Source organism: Burkholderia sp. BCC1047, from assembly GCF_902833155.1.
GTDB lineage: Bacteria > Pseudomonadota > Gammaproteobacteria > Burkholderiales > Burkholderiaceae > Burkholderia > Burkholderia sola.
In genome coordinates this window covers 25,280-45,563 of sequence record NZ_CADFEH010000035.1, presented here as the reverse complement: position 1 = coordinate 45,563, position 20,284 = coordinate 25,280, and the positions used below count along the sequence as shown (strand labels likewise).

Here is a 20,284-nt window from a genome sequence, read left to right as displayed (position 1 = left end):
GCGTGGTTCTCGATCGCTTCATCATTCATTTCATAGACGCCAATGAATGCCCGACTGCCAACCGTACAATTGCTGGAGCGTATTCGGGCAATAGCAGGATTACATGAGCCGTCGCGCAATATTCCGTATAACTACACGTCGTTTTCCGATCGCGAGATCGTGATCCGCCTGCTCGGCGAGGACGCGTGGGCGGTGCTCGACGAACTGCGCGCCGAGCGCCGCACGGGCCGCTCGGCGCGGATGCTCTGCGAAGTGCTCGGCGACCTCTGGATCGTGCGTCGCAACCCGTACCTGCAGGACGATCTGCTTGATAACCGACGGCGTCGCCGGTTCCTGATCGCCACGATGCATGACCGGCTGTCCGAAATTGCAAGGCGCCGTCGGGTGAGTGTGAGCGGATGGTACGACGACGCCGGCCGCGAACGCGCGTCGCGCGTCGAGATGCTCGAAACGGCCGCGCAGCGCGCGGTCAACGAATTCGCCGACGAATTCGACAAGATGGCCGAGCTGCGCCGTCGCGCGACCAAGGCGCTCGGCCGCTGCACGCAGAAGGACAACATCCGCTTCGACGGGCTGTCGCGCGTGTCGCACGTGACGGACGCGACCGACTGGCGCGTCGAATACCCGTTCGTCGTGCTGACCCCCGATACCGAAGCCGAGATCGCCGCGCTGATCAAGGCGTGCTTCGAGCTCGGCCTGACCGTGATCCCGCGCGGCGGCGGCACCGGCTACACGGGCGGCGCGGTGCCGCTCACGCCGTTCTCCGCGGTGATCAACACCGAGAAGCTCGAACAGCTCGGCGCGGTCGAGCTGACCGAGCTGCCGGGCGTCGCGCACAAGGTGCCGACGATCTTCTCCGGCGCGGGCGTCGTCACGCGCCGCGTGACCGAGGCGGCCGAAGCGGCCGGCTACGTGTTCGCGGTCGATCCGACCTCGCTCGACGCGTCGTGCATCGGCGGCAACGTCGCGATGAACGCGGGCGGCAAGAAGGCCGTGCTGTGGGGCACCGCGCTGGACAACCTCGCGTGGTGGCGGATGGTCGACCCGGACGGCAACTGGCTCGAAGTCACGCGCCACGAGCACAACCAGGGCAAGATCCACGACATCGCGGTCGCGCGCTTCGAGCTGAAGTGGTTCGACGGCGCGTATGCGCCGGGCGAGAAGCTGCTCAAGACCGAGATGCTCGAGATCGAGGGCCGCCGGTTCCGCAAGGAAGGGCTCGGCAAGGACGTGACCGACAAGTTCCTCGCCGGCCTGCCGGGCGTGCAGAAGGAAGGCTGCGACGGGCTCATTACGTCCGCGCGCTGGGTGCTGCACAAGATGCCCGCGCACACGCGCACCGTCTGCCTCGAATTCTTCGGCCAGGCGCGCGAGGCGATCCCGAGCATCGTCGAGATCAAGGACTACCTGTTCGAGACGTCGAAGCAGGGCGGCGCGATCCTCGCGGGCCTCGAGCACCTCGACGAGCGCTACCTGCGCGCGGTGGGCTACGCGACCAAGAGCAAGCGCAACGCGTTCCCGAAGATGGTGCTGATCGGCGACATCGTCGGCGACGACGCCGATGCGGTCGCGCAGGCGACGTCCGAAGTGATCCGGATGGCGAACGGCAAGAGCGGCGAAGGCTTCGTCGCGGTCAGCGCGGAGGCGCGCAAGCGCTTCTGGCTCGACCGCAGCCGCACGGCCGCGATCGCGAAGCACACGAACGCGTTCAAGATCAACGAAGACGTCGTGATCCCGCTGAACCGGATGGGCGAGTACACCGACGGCATCGAGCGGATCAACATCGAGCTGTCGCTGAAGAACAAGCTGCAGCTGGTCGACGCGCTCGAGGCGTTCTTCAAGGGCGGCAACCTGCCGCTCGGCAAGACCGACGACGCGAACGAGATCCCGAGCGCGGAACTGCTGGAAGACCGCGTGCAGCAGGCGCTGGAGTTGCTCAAGCGCGTGCGCGCGCGCTGGGAATTCGTGCGCGACCGGCTCGATCAGCCGCTGCGCGAGGCGCAGCACTACCTGGTGCAGCTCGGCTACGAGGCGCTCGCCGAGAAGTTCGCCGATCGCGCGGACGCGCAACCGGGCGCGACCGTGTTCCACGTCACGCAGGACCGCACGGTCCGCATCTCGTGGAAGCAGGAGATCCGCGCGGAGCTGCGCGCGATCTTCAACGGCGGCGCGTTCAAGCCGATCCTCGACGAAGCGCAGGCGATCCACAAGCGCGTGCTGCGCGGGCGCGTGTTCGTCGCGCTGCACATGCACGCGGGCGACGGCAACGTCCACACCAACATCCCGGTCAACTCCGACAACTACGAGATGCTGCAGGACGCGCACGCGTCGGTGGCCCGCATCATGACGCTCGCGCGCTCGCTCGACGGCGTGATCTCGGGCGAACACGGGATCGGCATCACGAAGCTCGAGTTCCTGACCGACGACGAGATCGCCGAATTCCGCGCGTACAAGCAGCGCGTGGACCCGAACGGCCGTTTCAACAAGGGCAAGCTGCTCGACGGCGCCGATCTGCGCAACGCGTACACGCCCAGCTTCGGGCTGATGGGCTACGAGTCGCTGATCATGCAGCAGTCCGACATCGGCGCGATCGCCGATTCGGTGAAGGACTGCCTGCGCTGCGGCAAGTGCAAGCCGGTGTGCGCGACCCACGTGCCGCGCGCGAACCTGCTGTACAGCCCGCGCAACAAGATCCTCGCGACGTCGCTGCTGGTCGAGGCGTTCCTGTACGAGGAGCAGACGCGCCGCGGCGTGTCGATCAAGCACTGGGACGAGTTCAACGACGTGGCCGACCACTGCACGGTGTGCCACAAGTGCGCGACGCCGTGCCCGGTGAAGATCGACTTCGGCGACGTGACGATGAACATGCGCAACCTGTTGCGCAAGATGGGCAAGAAGAAGTTCAACGCCGGCAACGCGGCGGGGATGTTCTTCCTGAACGCGACCAATCCGCAGACGATCAACCTCGCGCGCGGCGTGATGATGGGGGTGGGCTACAAGGTGCAGCGCTTCGCGAACGACATGCTGAAGAAGGTCGTGACGAAGCAGACGCAGCACCCGCCGGCGACGACGGGCAAGCCGCCGGCGGTCGAGCAGGTGATCCACTTCGTGAACAAGAAGATGCCGGGCAACCTGCCGAAGAAGACGGCGCGGGCGCTGCTGGACATCGAGGACAACAAGATCGTGCCGATCATCCGCAACCCGAAGTCGACGACCGTCGATTCGGAAGCGGTGTTCTATTTCCCGGGCTGCGGCTCCGAACGGCTGTTCTCGCAGGTGGGGCTGGCCACGCAGGCGATGCTGTGGGAGGCGGGCGTGCAGACGGTGCTGCCGCCGGGCTACCTGTGCTGCGGCTATCCGCAGCGCGGCTCGGGGCAGTACGACAAGGCCGAGAAGATCGTGACCGACAACCGCGTGCTGTTCCACCGCGTCGCGAACACGCTGAACTATCTGGACATCAAGACGGTGGTCGTGTCGTGCGGTACGTGCTACGACCAGCTGGCAGGGTATGAATTCGACAAGATCTTCCCGGGGTGCCGGATCATCGACATCCACGAGTTCCTGCTCGAGAAGGGGATGAAGCTCGACGGCGTGACGGGCACGCGCTACATGTATCACGACCCGTGCCACACGCCGATCAAGACGATCGACCCGGTGAAGCTGGTCAACGAGCTGATGGGCGCGGAGAAGGACGGCTACAGGATCGAGAAGAACGATCGCTGCTGCGGCGAGTCGGGCACGCTGGCGGTCACGCGGCCGGACGTGTCGACGCAGGTGCGCTTCCGCAAGGAAGAGGAGATCCGCAAGGGCGCGGCGAAGCTGCGCGCGATTCCGGTGGTGGCGGGCGATGCGCCGGCGCCGGCCGCCGCGGCCGCGAGCGGCCCGGACGTGAAGATCCTGACGAGCTGCCCGTCGTGCCTGCAGGGGCTGTCGCGCTACAACGAGGACGCGAACCTGGAGGCCGACTACATCGTGGTGGAAATCGCGCGTCAGGTGCTCGGCGAGAACTGGATGGCCGATTATGTCGCACGGGCGAACCATGGCGGGATCGAGCGCGTGATGCTGTGACGAAACGATCTCGCAAACGATGCAGGCGCGACCGGTTCCCCGTATCGCGACTATGCGTGCGCGGCCAGCGTCGCGACAACGTGATCCTGGAGCTCGCGCTCCCGGGCATGGATGAAGAAATGATCGCCGTCGAACCGATGAAGCGAGAACGGCCCGTCGCTGTAGCGGCGCCATTCGCGCAGCGCGTCGATGTCGACATGCGGATCGTGCAGGCCGCCAAATACGGTCAGCCCGCAGCGCAACGCGAAAGGCGTATCGGTGCAATAGCCTTCGGCGAGCGCCAGATCGGCTCGCAGCGCGCGCAGGAAATGCCGAAGCCAGTCCGGCTCCGACAGCAACGCATCCGGTGTGCCGCCCATCGTCTTCAGCCAGTCGATGAGCTCAGGTTCCGGCAACCGATGAATCGCTAACGGACGAGGGACGACATGCGGCGCGCGGTGCGCCGCGCAGAATGCGTGAATGGGCCCGCGAAGCCGTCGTCGGTCGAGTTCCCTCAGCCATTCGATACCGACGACACTGCCGAAACTGTATCCGAAGGTGCCGAACGGCTTGTCGAGGAGCCCGTGCGCGGCGGTGGCCAATGCATCCGTCATCGCATCCAGCGACGTGGGCGGCGCTTCCGAGAAGCGCGTCTGGCGTCCCGGTAGTTCGACCGCCACGACTTCGATCCAGTCGGGCAGTTCGAGCGCCCAGCGCCGATAGAGCAGCGAGCCGGCGCCGGCGTACGGGAAGCAGAACAGCCGGTGCGTGGCCGCGGGTTGCGGGCGATGCAGGATGAACCAGGGCGTGATCTTGACTGGCATGCCGATTGAGAGCGGAAGTCGTGACGCGTCGCAGCCGCGATCCGATCCGGGGCGGCGCGCCGATGACGGTGCAGCGTAATCGCAAGGGCCGGCAACGGGTGCCGTCCGACGGTACAGGTTGACGATCCCTCCCGGCCGTGATTGTTCGCGAATGCGGGGCGCGACATGCGATCCCGGCATCGCGTTCGCACCCGGATGCTGCCCCAACGAACAGGTTTTTCCCTACACGCAAGTTGGTATTCTGCGCTGCGCGATCGTCCTGCACCGTGCTGTCGCGGCCTGCCAACTTCGTACATCGAGACCATGAACGCCGTAATACTCGAAGCCGTTGAAAAGTCGTATCTGATGGGTTCCGTCAACGTGACCGCGCTGCGCGACGTCACGCTCGACATTCGCGACGGAAAACTGACCGTCATCGCCGGCGCTTCCGGTAGCGGGAAGTCGACGTTGCTGAATCTCGTCGGATGCGTGGACCGGCCCGACCGCGGCCGCATCGTCGTGGCGGGCGAAGACGTCGGTCGTTTGTCGGACGACGCACTGTCCGATTTTCGTGCGCGACGGCTCGGTTTCGTCTTCCAGAACTTCAATCTGCTTCCGGTGCTCACGGCGCACGAAAACGTCGAATATCCGCTGCTTCTCGCGGGCACGCGATTGACGGAGTCCGAACGTGCGCTGAAGGTGCGGGACATGCTGGATGCGGTCGGCCTCGCGGACAAGGCGCATCACCGTCCGGGACAGCTGTCCGGCGGTCAGCGGCAACGCGTCGCGATCGCACGCGCACTCGTTGCGTCGCCGAACCTCGTGCTGGCGGACGAGCCGACCGCCAATCTGGACAGCAAGACCGGTCAGCAAATCATCGCGCTGATGCGGCGATTGCAACGGGAGCGGCGCGTGTCGTTCGTGATTTCGTCGCACGATCCGCAGGTCATCGCGGCAGGCGACGACGTCGTTCACATTGCCGACGGGATCGTGTCCGACGTGACACGCACCGACGACCAGGAGGCGTTCGCATGAAGACTTTTTCGCTCGCGCTCCGCAATCTGCTGCGCAACCGTCGCCGCTCGATCACAACCCTGCTCGCGATGATCGTCGGCGCGCACGCGGTGCTGCTGTTCGGCGGCTATACGCGCAACATCACGTACGGTCTGCAAACCGATTACGTGAAGTACGGCGGCCACCTGCAGATCGAACGCAAGGGGTTCTACGAGTTCGGTAGCGGCAATCCTTCCGCGTACGGGATCGACAACTACGAGGCGATCATCGATGCGGTGAAGGCCGATCCGGAACTGGCGAAGATGGTGCTCGTCGCGACGCCCACGCTGCAGTTGCAGGGGATCGCGGGCAACTTCGACGCGGGGTTGTCGCGTACCGCGCTCGCGCTCGGCGTGCGCGTCGACGACCAGAACCGGATGCGAGCGTGGAACGACTATCAGTTCCCCGTGACGATCCCGCCGATGGCGCTGACCGGCACGACCGGCGACGCAGCCGTGATCGGAACGGGCCTCGCGCGCGTGCTCGAACTGTGCGGGCCGCTCAAGGTACCCGACTGCAACCCGCCGAGGAAGGCGGCGGATACCACGCCTGCTTCGCCGCTTCCGGGCGACATCGCGGCCCTTGCCGAGGGGACGCGTGCGGCGCCGGTTGCCGCGGCGGACGGCCGGCGGATCGAACTGCTTGCGGCGACCGCGCGCGGTGCGCCGAACGTGGCGGAACTGCAGGTCGTGAAGGCGGAGCGGCAGGGCATCAAGGAATACGACGACATGTACGTCGGCCTGCATCTCGCGCAAGCGCAACGACTCGTCTACGGCACCGAGCGGCCGATGGCGACGGCGATCGTCGTCCAGTTGCGCCACACGTCGGATTTGCCGGCCGCGAAGGCGCGGATCGAGACGCTGCTGAAAACGAAATTCGCGGGTACGGATACGGAAGTCGTCGACTACACGGTGCTGAACCCGTTCTATGGTCAAGCGCTTGCGATGTTCGCGACGCTGTTCGGTTTCGTCGCGCTCCTGATCGCCGCGATCGTGCTGTTCACCGTCGGCAACACGATGAGCACCGCGGTGTTCGAACGCACGGTCGAAATCGGCACGCTGCGCGCGATGGGATTGCGCCGTGCGGGCGTGCGTCGCCTGTTCCTGTGCGAAGGGTTGCTGCTCGGCGTGATCGGCGCGGTGCTCGGCGTCGCCAGCGCGGCGTTGCTCGCCGGCGTCATCAACGTCAGCGGTCTGACGTGGACGCCGCCGGGCCGCTCGCCGGTGCCGCTGATCATTCGTGTGTGGGGCGAGAACGACCTGATCGTCGGGACCGCGATCGGCCTGCTCGTGGTGGCGATGCTTTCCGCGTTGCTGCCCGCGCGCCGCGCGTCGCGAATGGAGATCGTCGATGCGCTCCGCTATGCGTGATCGAACGATCGGATCGGCCATCGATGAAATGTCGATGAAATCGATTCGTCGGCGGATTGTCATGTTAGCCTTCGCCGGGAGTTGCATCGCGATGCTCGGCGCATGTGGCGCACCGGCCGAGCAGCCGGCGCCCGCGGGTCTGAATCTGTCGTTGACGCAAGCGACGGCGTCGGGCGCGTACGTCGTGACACTCGAACCGCCGACGACACCGCCGCCGCTGAACCGGATCCATGCATGGACCGTGATCGTGAAGCGTGCATCGGGCGAGCCCGTGCGCGGTGCGCGCATCGATGTCGGCGGCGGGATGCCTCAGCACGGGCACGGTCTGCCGACGCGCCCTCGCGTGATCGACGGCGACGCGAACGGGACGTATCGACTGCAAGGGATGAAGTTCAGCATGCCCGGCTGGTGGACGATCACGCTGAAGGTCCGGGACGCGCAGCGCGACGACGACGTGACGTTCAACGTCGTGTTGCCGCCGGCGGCGGCGTCATGACGGTCGACACGGGCGCCATGCCTGATTACTGGATGAGTTCCATATACGGAGAGGCTTCAATGCGAAAAGTCATGCTGTACTGGATGATGGTGCTGCTCGCGCCGTTTGCATCGGGTATCGCGAACATGGCCCATGCGGGGCCGGCGAGCGAAGCGTCGGCGCCGGCCGCCGCCGCGCCCGCGGCGGCACGCGCGGACCGGCTGCCCGCGTATCAGCCGCGCTTCGGGCGCACGCGCCCGATCGTCGCCGTCGTCGGCGAAAACTACTATACCGAGCTGACCGATTACGTCGTTCCCTATGGGATCGTGGCCGAATCGGGCGCGGCGGATCTCGTCGCGCTTGCGACGAAACCGGGCCCCATCCGGATGTTCCCGGCACCGATGAACGTCATTCCGGACGAAACCACTGCCCAGTTCGATCAGCGCGTGCCCGAAGGGGCCGACTATGTGATCGTGCCGGCCGTGCATCGCGACAGCGATCCGGCGCTGCTGGCGTGGGTGGCCGAGCAGGCGAAGAAGGGCGCGACGATCATCGGCGTGTGCGACGGCGTCTGGGTGGTCGCCCGTGCGGGGCTGCTGGAAGGCCGCCGTGCAACCGGGCACTGGTATTCGATGAACGATCTCCGCAAGAAGTTTGCCGATACGCGCTGGGTCGAAGGCAAGCGTTACGTTGCCGACGGCAAGGTCGTCACGACGACCGGCGTCACCGCGACGATTCCGGTATCGCTTGCGCTCGTCGAGGCGCTCGCGGGGCGCGAACGTGCGCTGCAGGTCGCCGAGCGGCTCGGACGTCCTGCATGGTCGTCCGAGATCGCGAGCGACCGCTTCAACCTCGGCTTGCCGGCGATGGCGACGATCGCGACCAACTACGTGTCGTTCTGGTCGCATGAGGATTTCGGTATCCCGATCGCGCCGGGCGTCGACGAAATCGCGCTCGTGCTCGAGGCCGACGCTTATTCCACGACGTTCCGCTCGACCGCCTACACGGTGGCCGCGAACCGCGAACCCGTGCGCACCCGGCGCGGGTTGACGATCGTTCCCGACCGCGTGGCCGGCGTCGACGCGCCGACGCGGATGTTGTCCGCGCCGATCACGCGCTATCCGTTGCATGCGCTCGATGCATCGCTGAATGCGATCTCGTCCGAATTCGGCAAGCGCACGGCCGCATGGGTCGCACTGCAGATGCAGTATCCGGGCTACTGAGCGGCACACCGCAGCGTTACCCCGTTCCTCCCCGAGCCTGTCGGTTTTCCACCCGTTTTTCGGGTGGGAGCCGAACTCGTCCCTGTCATTCCGTAATTGCTCCGGAGATTCCGATGCAGACGCATTCGATGGCGCGCCTGTCCGCCGCCGCGATCCTCGCACTCGCCTGCTGTACCGCACACGCCGCGCCCGATCCGCAACGCATCCTCGCCGCGAGCGATGCCGTTCGCAACCCGAGCGAACCGTTCACGCTGAATGTCACGCTGACCCAGTACACCGACGGCAAGCAAACGGATTCGAACGCACTGACCGCCTATTCGCGGATCAACCCGACGAGCGGTCAGTTTCGCAGCCTGATTCGATTCGCCGCGCCGGCACGCGATGCGAACAAGCTGATGCTCAAGAGCGGCAACGATCTGTGGTTTTTCGATCCGGCAAGCAAGGCGACGATCCGCATTTCGCCGCAGCAACGGTTGCTCGGGCAGGCGTCGAACGGCGACGTGGTCACCGTCAATTTCGCACAGGGATATCGTGCCCAGGTCGAGGCGGAGGAGGACGTGCAGGACGGCGAGCGCCAGATGCGCCGTGCGTACCGGCTGAAGCTGGTCCAGAGCGTATCCGACATGACGTATCACTCGATCGAAATGTGGATCGACACGACGGACTCGCGCCCCGTGAAGGCACGGTTCTTCAGCGAAAGCGGCAAGCTTCTCAAGACCGCGTTCTATCGGCGCTTTCAGCAGCAGCTCGGTGCGTTGCGGCCCACCGAGATCGTGATCATCGACGGGCTCAATCCGAATCTCGTGACCGTGATGCGATATGCGGACTACGTGGCGAAGGAGATTCCGGATGCCTGGTTCCAGTCCGATTTCATGGCGCGTTTCCAGCCTGAATGATGACGCGCATCGGCATCGCCTGTATCGCGTTGGCCGGCATGGCGGGCGTATGCCATGCCAACGACGCGGAAGAGGCCGGGCTGGCGCTGGCCGACGCGACGCCGGTGCAGAAGGTCGACGACGGCAAGTACCAGTTCAGTCTTGAACCGGGCTTGCGCTTCGCCACCTTGCGCCCCGGCGGCACGCGGACGGCCACGCGGCTGTCGCTCGACCTGACGGCGCGTCACGCATTCTCGAACGGCTGGGGCATCAGCCTTGCAGACCGACTCGACCTGAACGGTCCGTGGCGCTTCGATGGCGACTCGGGCGCGATCAACACGCTGAAGGAACTGTATGTGGACGGCCGCGTAGGCAGCGGCAGCACGCTGCTGCAGGCCGGCCGCGTCAATGTGCGGCTCGGCGTGGCGACCGGCTACAACCCCACCGACTTTTTCCGCGACAACGCGGTCCGTTCCGTGACCTCGGTGGATCCCGCGAGCCTGCGCGAGAACCGGCTCGGTACGGTGATGCTGCGCGGCCAGCAATTGTGGGCAGACGGTTCCGTCAGTGCGCTCGTCGCGCCGCGGATCGCGGATCGCGCCACCGACGCATCATTCTCGCCGGACTTCGGCGCAACGAATCAGCGCACGCGCTGGATGCTTCAGTTCAGCCAGCGCGTCATCTCGGATCTGTCGCCGCAGATCGTGATCTACGATGACGGAAAGCCCGGCAGTTCGCCGCAATTCGGCGTCAACCTGGTTCATCTCGTCAACAATGCGTGTGTCGGATACGTCGAGTGGTCGGGCGGGCGAGGGCCGTCGACGCTGGCGCGTGTGCTTGGGCAGCCGTACAGCGATGTCGCGTTCCGCTGGAAACTCGCAACCGGTGCGACTTGCACGACGTCGCGCAATCTTTCCGTCACGCTGGAGTATGACCGGGACGGCGCCGCGCTCGATCGTGCGGGTTGGCAGGCGCTGCGCAATGGCCCGCCGGCCGGTTATGCCGCGTATCGAACGCTCGCGGCCGCCCAGCAGGACCCGACGACCCGCGACGGACTCTTCGCGATGGTCAGGTGGCAGGACGCGTGGATCCAGCGTCTGGATCTCTCCGGTTTCGTCAGGTTGAACCTCGCCGATCGCAGCCGGCTCACGTGGCTCGAGGCGCGTTATCGCTTCGCGAGAACCGATGTCGCGCTGCAATGGCAGATCAATGCGGGCGCGTCGTCGACAGAATATGGCGCGCTGCCCCAGTCGAATCTCTTCCAGTTGCTCGTCAAGCACTATTTGTGACGCGGCAGCGCCACCTGCTTCAAGGAGAAGCACTGCATGAAACACTATGTGACCTCGGGCCATGAATTGCCGCAGTGGCCGTCGCCGATCAGCCATGCGGTGGTCGCGAACGACACGTGCTATCTCAGCGGCCAGCTTTCGCTGGATGCCGACGGCCGCTATGTGCCCGGTACGCCGGCCGAAGAAGCGCGGCGCGCGTTCGCGAACCTGTTCCGTGCGATCGAGGCGGCGGGATTCAGCCCGCAGGATCTCGTGTTCGTCGACATCGCGTTCTCCGACATCGGTGCGCTCGCGGAGGTGAACGGGGTGTATGCCGACCTGTTTCCCGCGGATCGCCGGCCGGCGCGAACCGTCTATCAGGCCGCTGCGTTGCCGTTTGGCGGCCAGGTCAAGGTGATGGGCGTCGCCGTTCGCGACGCGTCGCGCTGACGCACGGCGGCGCGGACGATCAGCGCTCGACGATCGGGGCGGAAAACGCGCCGAGCAGCGCGACGAGCTGCCGTTGCTCGTCGTCCGACAACGCGATCCGCTTCAGTTCGCTATGCCCGATCGCGGCCGCGGGCGCGTCCGCGTAGTGGCGCATCACCGCGTCCAGCGACGCGAACTGACCCGCGTGCATGTACGGCGGCCGCAGCGCGACGTTGCGCAGGCTCGGCGTCTTGAACGCGCCGAGCATGTGCGGATCGTCGGTCGAGATGAATTGCAACTCCTCGCACTGCTCGGGCTTCGCGTCGCTGAACGGCCCCATGCAGTTGAATTCGTCGTGCAACACCTTGGCGACCGCCGCCGCGCGACCGGGATCGGCAGCCGTTCCGCTACGTGGCGGTACGCCGATGTTGTGGAACTGCCGGTCGCTCAGCATGGGCCCGGTGTGGCAGGTCATGCATTGGCCTTTGGTCACGAACAGGCGCAGGCCTGCTTTCTCGGTCGGCGTCAGCGCGGCCAGCTTGGCCGGGTCGCCGGTCCGGACGCCGTCGACATAGGTATCGAAGCGTGAAGGGCCGTATTGAAGCGTCGCTTCGTACGCCGCGATCGCCTTGCCGAGATTCGCGAACACGCGCGACACGTCGGTGCAGGTGCGTTCGTCGAGTCGCTGCCACACCGCTTTCTCCGCGTCCGTGCCGAGCGGGCCGCCGTCACGGGGCAGCGCGCTCAGGTCCGGCAGCGGCCCGAACAGCGGCTCGTAAGCGTCGCGGTAGTGCTCGGCAAGCACATGGGCGGCGCGCAGCCGGGTGCCGCCGTGTTCGTTGTGATCCTCGATCGGCCCGATCGCCTGCGACCACACGCTATCCTTGCGGCCGTCCCAGAACAGCCACGGCGCATCGGTCATGCCGACGACGGGCATCGTGCGACGCACGCCGATGCCCAGGCCGATCGCCAGCGGCCGCCCGTCTTCGAACTGGCGATCGGCAGCGTGACAGCTTGCGCAGGCGATCGCACCATTTCGGCTGAACCGAGGATCGGAGAACAGACGCTTGCCAAGCTGCGCCGCCGGTGCGGATGCGGCCACGCGATTCGACGGGTCGACTTTGACGACGACGCTCGCGGGCAGGCGCATCGATTCGAGCTGCGCCCGTTCGTCGGCGCGCCAGTGGTCCGGCGCGTCGGCGGTTTCGGCCATCGCGTCGGCGCGATGCCCCGGCCATGCGGTCCAGACGAGCAGCGCGCCGACCATCGACGCAGCGGCGAGCCCGTAGTGCGTGCGGGACGGCCGTCGCATGCGACGGCCGGCATTACGCGATCGCATCGATCGTGCGCGATGCCGGCAGCAGCGCGCGCGTATTGCCCGACATCAACCACTTGCGTTGCACCGGCGCAACCGCCGCGAGCGGGCCGTCGGCGGCGAGGAACTGCTCCATGACCTTGCGGTGGCCGCCCGAATTACGAAAGACCGGCCAGTCGGTGCCGAACAGAATCTTGTGATTGATGTTCATGCGGAACAGCTCCGCGAGCGCGACCGACCACCCCTGCGGATGCTGCGAGCCGAGAAATGCGCTGACGTCGAGATACACGTTCGGTCGATACGCGCACTGTCGCGCGCAAGCGTCGACGTGATGGACGGCGCCGTGCGCGAGGATGAAGTTCACGTCGGGAAAATCGAACGCCGCGCGATCGAGCAGATCCGGGTGCGAGTACGCAAACTCGAGCGTCGGGCTGGTCGGCCCCACGTGCAGAAGCACCGGCAACCGGTGGGCGCGACAGATTTCGTACAGCGGGTACAGGCGCTTGTCGCTCGGGCTGTAGCCGCACGGCGGATAGAGTTTCAATCCGGAGAAGCCGTACTCGACCACGCCTTTCTCGAACAGCGCGACGCCGTCCGCGCCCCAACGCGGATCCATGCCGCCGAAAACGTGAAAGCGCTCGCCATGACGCCGCAGAATCGCATGATGCTCGGCATACATCTCGGCGATCGTGAGGTCGCTTTTCATCACGTATGTGAAATCGGGCAGCAACACCACGGCCTGCTCGATGCCGGCCGACGTCATGTCGGCCACCAGTGCATCGCCGAAGTGGTCCTGGCTTTGCGCGAGATAGGTATCGAGCAGTTCCGATCGCGATTTCCGTACGCCATTGGCGACGAGCCGGACATGAACGTTGGCGCAGAATCCCTCGAGGAACGCAGTGGGGATGAAGCGCGTCGACGCGATGTGGCAGTGCGAGTCGATGATCGGCCCGTCGTAGATGGCGTGGCTCATACCGTTGCTTTGACGGGGGCGGTGCGGTCGGCGTCGCGACCGGTGAGCATGCCGAGCGCGCGTTCCTTGAGGTCGGCCACGCGCTGCATCATGAAGTGGCCGGCATGCATCTTCCCGTTCGCGCGGGCGTAGTCCGGCAACGTGCCCCACGTCTGAAAACCGTAGTGTTCCCATACGCGGTGAGCGGGCGTGCCGTCTCGCACGTCGAGCGTCAACAGTTCGACATTGTCCCGATCGCATTGCAGCGCAATCTCGACGAACGCGGCAGGCAGCACGCCACCGCCGCGGCAGGCGTCGTGGATCATGCCTTTCGCGAGATCGGTGATATGGCGATTGTTGGGGTTCAGGTTGCGGCGCAACGTGCACAGGCCGATCAGCTGCCCTGTGTTCGCGAAGATCGTCAGCAGGCGCACCTTTTCCGCGGCGAGATTCGAGCGCAGTTCGTCGAGATAGCGGCTCGCTTCCGCGTCCGCGATCGTTTCGGCGAAGCCGATGATCGGCGCGCTTTCGCTCGTGCGCCGCATCAGTTCGACGATCTGCGCGCCCAACGTATCGTCGACGGCGTTCGTCCAGCGATAGGTGACGTGCGTGACGTTGGCCTTCGGCAACGCGATCGGATACTGCGCGCCGTCGGCAAGCAAGGTACGGATGGAGTCGTTCATGGGTGTCCCTGGATCACGTGGTTTCGAGGGCCACGGCGCTTTCGGCGCGTGGCGCGGGCGCGGCGGTGCACAGGTCGTCGAGCACGGCCTGGAGGCCATGATCGACCAGCCACTGATCGTCGTAGATCGTGTCGAGATATTTGGTACCGCTGTCGGGGAACACGAGCACGATGTTGGCCGGACCTTGCAAGGTGGCGACGTAGCGACGCGCGGCCTGCGCGATGGCGCCGGACGAACCGCCGAGCAGCAATCCTTCGTCGAGCGCGAGGCGACGACAGCCGACGAACGCATCGCGATCGACGATGCGCATCGTTTCGTCGACGAGATGAATCAGGATGTTGCCGGGCTGAAAACTGAGCCCCGCGCCGTTCTGCAGATGCGGCCGGTAGGTGCCGCCGAACACGACCGAGCCGTCGGGCTCGACACCGATCACGCGGGTGGCCGGGTCGCGCTCCTTCACATAGCGTGCGATGCCGCTCAGATGGCTGCCGGTGCTCGCGGACACGATCACGGCGTCGAGCCGATCGGCGAGCTGCGAGACGATTTCGGGCCCGGTGGAGTAATAGTGGGCGTCGATCGCGGCCGGATTGTTGTACTGATCGAGGTTCACGCAATTCGGCACGCTCGCGGCAATCGCCTTTGCGACCGCAATGCGCTTGCGCTGATAGCTGCCCGTCTCGTCGGGGTGTTCGACCATCTCGACCTCTCCGCCGAATGCGCGCACGAGATTGGCATTCGTCTTCGGTGTCTTCGGATCGAGCACGCAAATGAAGCGATAGCCGCGCGTCGCGCACAGCATCGCGAGTGCGTGCCCCATGTTGCCCGACGTCGATTCGACGATCGACCAGCCCGGCTTGAGGCCATGGTCGCGCTCGGCCTGGCGGAGCAACTGCAGCGCGCTCCGGTCCTTCACGCTGTTGCCGGGGTTGTAGCACTCGAGCTTTCCATACACGCGGATTCGCCTGTGTTCATTCGACAGGCTTTTCAGATACAGCAGCGGCGTATCGCCGATCAGTTCGACAAGGCTGTTTGCGTACATTCGACATCTCCGACCAGCGGGTTGGCGTTGGCTTGTGCGTCGTTTGCGAGTTGTACGACGCGATCGGCCGCGTGTGATCCGGCTTGCTTCACAGTGCGATTTTAGTGATCGATGCCCGGGGCCTGTAACTGTCCGAACGGGCATCGGAAGGCGCGTGCGTCACAGTTCGCCCGATTCCATCTCTATCCCCATCTCCACGTCGCCGCGGTCGGCCGCAGGGAGGACGCGCAGTCTCGGATGCGGCAGTGCGTCGGGTGTCAGCGCTCGATCGCCGACGAACGCGCCGACGAGTTGCGCGAGCAGCGCCGCATTCTGGTGAACCATGTGATGACTGCCGGCCTGGAGCTCGACCTGGATCGGGCGAAGCTGGGCCGACGTAATGGCTCGCGCACGGATCGCGCAGGTCATTTCGTCGTATTCGCCGGTCACGAGCAGCGCGGGGATGCCGGCGATCGATCCGTCGCGTTCGGCTTCGATCCGATGGGCGCGGAAATTCAGCAGTTGCTGGCTGTATTCGATCATGTTCGCCGCCGACACGAACGGCGCGTGCAGCCAGTGACGGGTCGCCGAATCGGGTAGCGCGAACATCGATGCGTGGCCGCCTTCGCGTGCGTCGCTGCGTGCCCGCTTCTCCAGGAGCCCGATCATCGATTTGGCCATGCTGTCCGCGGCCTTCGGCATGCGCGCGACGAGCGAGCACATCGTATTGAGATTGTTTTCGTACGCGCTGTCGGCGCCGTCGTAATCCTGCGCGCCGGCAAACGACGGCGCGATCAGGCTCATCGACGCGATGCGGCCGGGCAGTGCGCGCGCCAGCGCCAGCGCATATCGGGCGCCTCCGCACCAGCTCGCGACGTGAATCGCGTCGATCCCCTCGACGTCGAGCAATTCAGCCACGCTGCGCGCGTAGCGGTCCGGCGCATCGGGGCTCGAATAGTACGCGCGTGTCAGTCCTGCATCGGCTGACGCATCGCTTGCATCGCCCGCCAGATAGAGTGAAAAATCCGGCGCCAATCCGGCCGCGAAGTCGTGCCACACGTCGTGCGGGATGCCGAATGCGTTGATGAGCAGCATGGCCCGCGAGCCGCGCCCGGCATTCAGATACCCATGCCCGCTGCCGGTCGTGATCCGGCGCGCAGACGGCAGGTCGACAAACCGGCGAGCGTCGCGCCTTTCGTGCCGGGCCGCGTGAGCGGCGACGCGTGAAGCGATCCGGGCTTGCCAGTCGAAGCCGTCGCAGCGTAGTCGGTGAGAACGGATGTCGGTCGGGGGAACGTGCGCGTCATCCGCGTATCCCAGCATGTGCTCGGCGTGCTTCAGATTCGTTTCGAGTAGCGCGAGAACGGCGTCGGAGCCGGCCTCGTCGGCATCGCTTCGCGTCGGAATGGGCACCCTTTGCGCGACGCTTTCGGCGAGTTCGCGCCAAGCAATACGCCGATCGCCATGCACGACGTGAAGGCCGGGCGACGCTTGCGTCGCAAGCCAGGCCAGCACCGCTTCAGCCGTCAGCAGGCAAGCCGTGCCGGCTGTTTCGGCAGGCAACGCCAGCGGCTCTTGCTCGAAGTACGCGTCGGCGCGGCGGCGTACCTCGAACACGGTTTCGGCGACCGCGTCGGCGAGCGTGTCGAATGACGCCAGCGATAGCGTACCGGCTTCGCCGATGGCGGCCGTGCCGTCCGCGAGCGCGTCGCCGAGCACGACGATGCATGCGTTCGCAACGGATGCGGACGCAACGTCGAGCGCGGCCGACAGGAGACGGGGCAAGGACGCGAATTCGCGCGTGCGACGCATCTCGGGATCGTCGACGACGACGGCGAGCCGCCCGGAACCGGGCGCGTTCAATGCGTTGCGAAGCCGAGCGATGCGTGCGTACGCGTCGAGTGCCGATGCCACATCGCCGGCATCGGCCGCTGCGCGCAGCGCGGCGAGGTCGCCGGTATCCAGCAGGAAGACACGGTCGTCGTCGCCGGCCGACGGCATCCTGCATGCATCGTGCGGATGATCGTTCATCGTCATCTCGTTACGCTTTCACGGACAACAGCATTTCCACCAGATCAACCGCATCGCCGATGGTTTCGAGGTTCGCGACCTGTTCCGTGTGCGAGGCGAAGCTGATGCCGAGCCGATCCTCGGTCAGCGCCATCAGCGACAGCAGCGAGATCGAATCGAGCATCAGATCCGACGTCAGCGACGTTTCCCGCGTCAGCATGTCCGGCGCAATATCGAGCGCAGCAATCTGCGGAATCAGTTCGGTAAGCGTAGCGAACACGTTCGCGTGGTCGTCCATCGGATTCTCCAAGTGCCGTAGGGGTTCCGCTTTATAGCGTCAAGCCACCGCACTGCCTACCTGCACTGACGTACAGGGTTGGCGCAGCAAGGGAAACACTCGCCCGAACGGACAGGTTTCAGTCTTGAAAGCCGCCATTACATTGCCGGTTACCTCACCGACAGGGAACGATCATGACCCTCACCAAAGAAGCCGTGCTGATGGACAAAGCGACGTTTTCGCGCGCGCTGCGCGAAACGCTGGACGAGCAGCTCACGCTCGATCACCCGATCTTCGCGGAGTTGTTCACGCCGCAGAAAAACTGGCGCTTGCTGAAGATCATCTCGCTCGAGGGATACCAGATCACCCGGTACTTTCTCGAGTACATCGAGAACCTGTACTTCCGCTGCCCGTTTCCCGATCACAAGCGCCGGCTGCTGTACAACCTGTTCGAAGAGGAAACCGGGCGCTTCTCGAAAACGAAGAACCATGTCGAGCTCATGGAAGACTTCATTCGCGCGCAAAACATCAGCGACGAGGAGCGCGATGCGTGGACGCCGTCCGCGGCCACGCGCGAGTTGATCGACTATCGCCTCGAGAACTGCAAGGGCGACGGTACCTACCATATCGGCGCCGCCGCGGTGATGATCGCGAGCGAAGGGCAGAGCCTGGAAACCCGTGCGGGCGACGCGCGCCACTCGATTCTGGCGAAGTGCTACGGGCTCACCGAGGAAGACACGCGATTCTTCTCGGTTCACCAGAAAGAGGACGTCGCGCACGTCGCCGAGGGCATCTCGCTCGTGACCGACCTGTGCACGACCGTGGAGATGCAACAGGAAGCGCTGTTCGCGGTGCGCCACACGTGCAAGCTGTTCTGGAACATGTATGAAAGCGCCGCACAAAAGTACTACGCGTCCGCCGAGGGCGTCGCGCACGCGTGACGGGACAACGCCGATGATGACCTTCGACGATCTCGTCGCGCGCTTGCGCGACAGCAGTCATACGCTGACCTTTGTCGACGACAAGGGCGCCGAAACCGTCCGGACCTTCCACGAACTGTTCGAAGACGTGCTCGCCACGGTCGAGCGCGGCAAGACAATCGGCCTCGTACCCGGGGCGCGCGTCGGCATCGCGGCGCCGAACGGCTATCCGTGGATGGTGTGGGATCTGGCGTGCATCGAGCTCGGCTGCGTTTCGGTCGCGTTTCCGAACGATGGCCTGCTCGACACGTGCGACGCGTTGATCGAGCGCTACCAGCTGAGTGTGCTGGCAGTAGACGCACGATGGATCGATGCCAGCGAGACGATCGCCGGGCGCGTCGTGGATATCGATCCCGCCAGCCGCGGCGATTCGCGCGCGCGTATCGAACCTGTGCGGGTGGAGCATGCACCCGATACCCATTCGTTGGTGTTCAGTTCGGGCACGACAGGCAGGACCAAAGGGCTCGTGATGAGCCGCCGCGGCACCGCGCACTTGCTCGGTCTGTATGGCGACGCATTCGGCGTCGCACCGGGCGAGCGGTTCCTGACGTTTTTGCCGTTCGCGAACTATCAGCAACGGATGACGTACTACTTCTGCCTGTATCACGGGGTCGATCTCGTGTCGGTGCCGTTCCACGGGCTCTTTCCGGGACTCAAGCGGCACCGCCCGACGTTCGTGATCGCACCGCCGGTGTTGTACGAGACGCTGCATACGCTGGCGCGCGCGGCTGCCGGGCCCGGCAGCGATCCGTCGACGCTCGCCGAGCGACTGAGCGCGCTGACCGGCGGCAACATCCGCTACATGGTCACCGGGATGGCGCCGATCAAGCGCGCGGCGCTCGATTTCTTCTGGGATTGCGGGATCGCGCTGTACGAGGCATTCGGGATCACCGAGGCCGGCATGGTTGCGTGGAACAAGCCCGGGCAGGTACGCGTGGGTACGGTCGGCCAGCCGGCGGAGCCGGGCAGCGTCTCGTTGCTGGAGGACGGCGAAGTCGTCGTCACACGGCACGCACTGCTGTCGCTCGGCTACTTCGATGCGCCGGACGAGGACAGTCGCGCGACATTCATCGCACCGAATGCGGTCGCGACGGGCGACATTGCCGAATTCGACCGCGACGGCTTTCTGCGCGTCGTCGGGCGCAAGAAGGACGCGATCATCACGAGCAACGGCGAGAAATTCCATCCCGAACCGATCGAGGCGCTGCTGTATCGCGATCCGCGCGTCGACGTGGCCGTGGTGATGGCGGGTGCGCAAGCGGGGCTCAGCGTCGTCATCGCGACGCGCCGGCCGGACGATCCCGACGTCACCGACGCGCTGCGCGAGCTCGTCCGCGCGGTCAACGGCACGCTGCCCGCACAACGGCAACTGGTGAAGGTGATTTTCACCGACCGCGCATTCGACGTCGAAGGCGGGTTGCGCACGCGCAACCTCAAGCTCAATCGCCGCGCGATCGCGGACGCGTTCCTGCGCGACGCATGAGATCACCCCCGTGCGCAAGCCGC

17 protein-coding genes are annotated in these 20,284 nt (G+C 65.5%); 10 read left to right on the top strand and 7 right to left on the bottom strand.

Translation table 11 applies throughout. The features are described from left to right. Positions 1–42: 42 nt before the first annotated feature. Positions 43–4,068 (top strand): DUF3683 domain-containing protein, encoded by a 4,026-nt coding sequence (locus HWX55_RS28780; protein WP_347879640.1) that lies wholly within the window; start codon positions 43–45, stop codon positions 4,066–4,068. A gap of 50 nt (positions 4,069–4,118) precedes the next feature. Here HWX55_RS28780 and HWX55_RS28775 read toward each other — a convergent pair whose 3' ends face one another. Then, on the bottom strand, positions 4,119–5,051 hold the full coding sequence (locus HWX55_RS28775) for a thioesterase (RefSeq protein ID WP_175978190.1): 933 nt from the start codon (positions 5,049–5,051) through the stop codon (positions 4,119–4,121). 123 nt (positions 5,052–5,174) lie between these two features. Here HWX55_RS28775 and HWX55_RS28770 point away from each other — a divergent pair, with 123 nt between their 5' ends. The 7 genes from HWX55_RS28770 (at position 5,175) to HWX55_RS28740 (ending at position 11,564) form a co-directional block, all read left to right on the top strand. Further along, complete coding sequence (locus HWX55_RS28770) at positions 5,175–5,885, top strand: ABC transporter ATP-binding protein (RefSeq protein WP_175978212.1); 711 nt, start codon at positions 5,175–5,177, stop codon at positions 5,883–5,885. After that, on the top strand, positions 5,882–7,273 hold the full coding sequence (locus tag HWX55_RS28765) for an FtsX-like permease family protein (RefSeq protein ID WP_175978189.1): 1,392 nt from the start codon (positions 5,882–5,884) through the stop codon (positions 7,271–7,273). The genes HWX55_RS28770 and HWX55_RS28765 overlap by 4 nt, the downstream gene beginning before the upstream one ends. 61 nt (positions 7,274–7,334) lie before the next feature. Continuing rightward, positions 7,335–7,769: a FixH family protein gene (locus tag HWX55_RS28760; RefSeq protein ID WP_244140666.1), complete on the top strand. Its 435-nt coding sequence runs from the start codon at positions 7,335–7,337 to the stop codon at positions 7,767–7,769. A 59-nt stretch (positions 7,770–7,828) separates the two neighbouring features. Next, positions 7,829–8,971 carry a DJ-1/PfpI family protein gene (locus HWX55_RS28755; protein WP_124595562.1) on the top strand — a complete coding sequence of 381 codons (1,143 nt, stop codon included), beginning with the start codon at positions 7,829–7,831 and terminating at the stop codon, positions 8,969–8,971. Positions 8,972–9,099: 128 nt separating this feature from the next. Beyond that, positions 9,100–9,867, top strand: a complete 768-nt coding sequence (locus tag HWX55_RS28750; RefSeq protein ID WP_050016717.1) for an outer membrane lipoprotein-sorting protein — start codon at positions 9,100–9,102, stop codon at positions 9,865–9,867. After that, complete coding sequence (locus tag HWX55_RS28745) at positions 9,864–11,135, top strand: hypothetical protein (protein ID WP_244140665.1); 1,272 nt, start codon at positions 9,864–9,866, stop codon at positions 11,133–11,135. Before HWX55_RS28750 ends, HWX55_RS28745 begins: the two co-directional genes overlap by 4 nt. 36 nt (positions 11,136–11,171) lie before the next feature. After that, positions 11,172–11,564, top strand: coding sequence for a RidA family protein (locus HWX55_RS28740; protein ID WP_175978188.1), 393 nt, complete (start codon positions 11,172–11,174; stop codon positions 11,562–11,564). A 19-nt stretch (positions 11,565–11,583) separates the two neighbouring features. Here HWX55_RS28740 and HWX55_RS28735 read toward each other — a convergent pair whose 3' ends face one another. The 6 genes from HWX55_RS28735 to HWX55_RS28710 all read right to left on the bottom strand — a co-directional run bounded on the left by HWX55_RS28735 (position 11,584) and on the right by HWX55_RS28710 (position 17,819). Next, a complete protein-coding gene (locus HWX55_RS28735; RefSeq protein WP_244140664.1) occupies positions 11,584–12,855 on the bottom strand; it encodes a cytochrome c peroxidase in 1,272 nt (423 codons plus the stop codon). 13 nt (positions 12,856–12,868) lie between these two features. Beyond that, positions 12,869–13,831, bottom strand: coding sequence for an amidohydrolase family protein (locus HWX55_RS28730; RefSeq protein WP_175978186.1), 963 nt, complete (start codon positions 13,829–13,831; stop codon positions 12,869–12,871). Next, on the bottom strand, positions 13,828–14,493 hold the full coding sequence (locus HWX55_RS28725; protein WP_175978185.1) for a GNAT family N-acetyltransferase: 666 nt from the start codon (positions 14,491–14,493) through the stop codon (positions 13,828–13,830). Before HWX55_RS28725 ends, HWX55_RS28730 begins: the two co-directional genes overlap by 4 nt. A gap of 13 nt (positions 14,494–14,506) precedes the next feature. Then, positions 14,507–15,532, bottom strand: coding sequence for a cysteine synthase family protein (locus HWX55_RS28720; protein WP_244140663.1), 1,026 nt, complete (start codon positions 15,530–15,532; stop codon positions 14,507–14,509). Positions 15,533–15,691: 159 nt separating this feature from the next. Then, entirely contained in the window at positions 15,692–17,542 is a 1,851-nt protein-coding gene (locus tag HWX55_RS28715) for an alpha/beta hydrolase (RefSeq protein WP_175978184.1), read from the bottom strand. A gap of 10 nt (positions 17,543–17,552) precedes the next feature. Further along, positions 17,553–17,819, bottom strand: coding sequence for a phosphopantetheine-binding protein (locus HWX55_RS28710; protein ID WP_050016620.1), 267 nt, complete (start codon positions 17,817–17,819; stop codon positions 17,553–17,555). Positions 17,820–17,992: 173 nt separating this feature from the next. Here HWX55_RS28710 and HWX55_RS28705 point away from each other — a divergent pair, with 173 nt between their 5' ends. Together HWX55_RS28705 and HWX55_RS28700 are read left to right on the top strand one after the other, a co-directional pair. Next, entirely contained in the window at positions 17,993–18,739 is a 747-nt protein-coding gene (locus HWX55_RS28705; RefSeq protein WP_175978183.1) for an iron-containing redox enzyme family protein, read from the top strand. A gap of 13 nt (positions 18,740–18,752) precedes the next feature. Then, positions 18,753–20,261, top strand: coding sequence for an AMP-binding protein (locus tag HWX55_RS28700; RefSeq protein WP_175978182.1), 1,509 nt, complete (start codon positions 18,753–18,755; stop codon positions 20,259–20,261). The last annotated feature ends 23 nt before the right edge of the window (positions 20,262–20,284 follow it).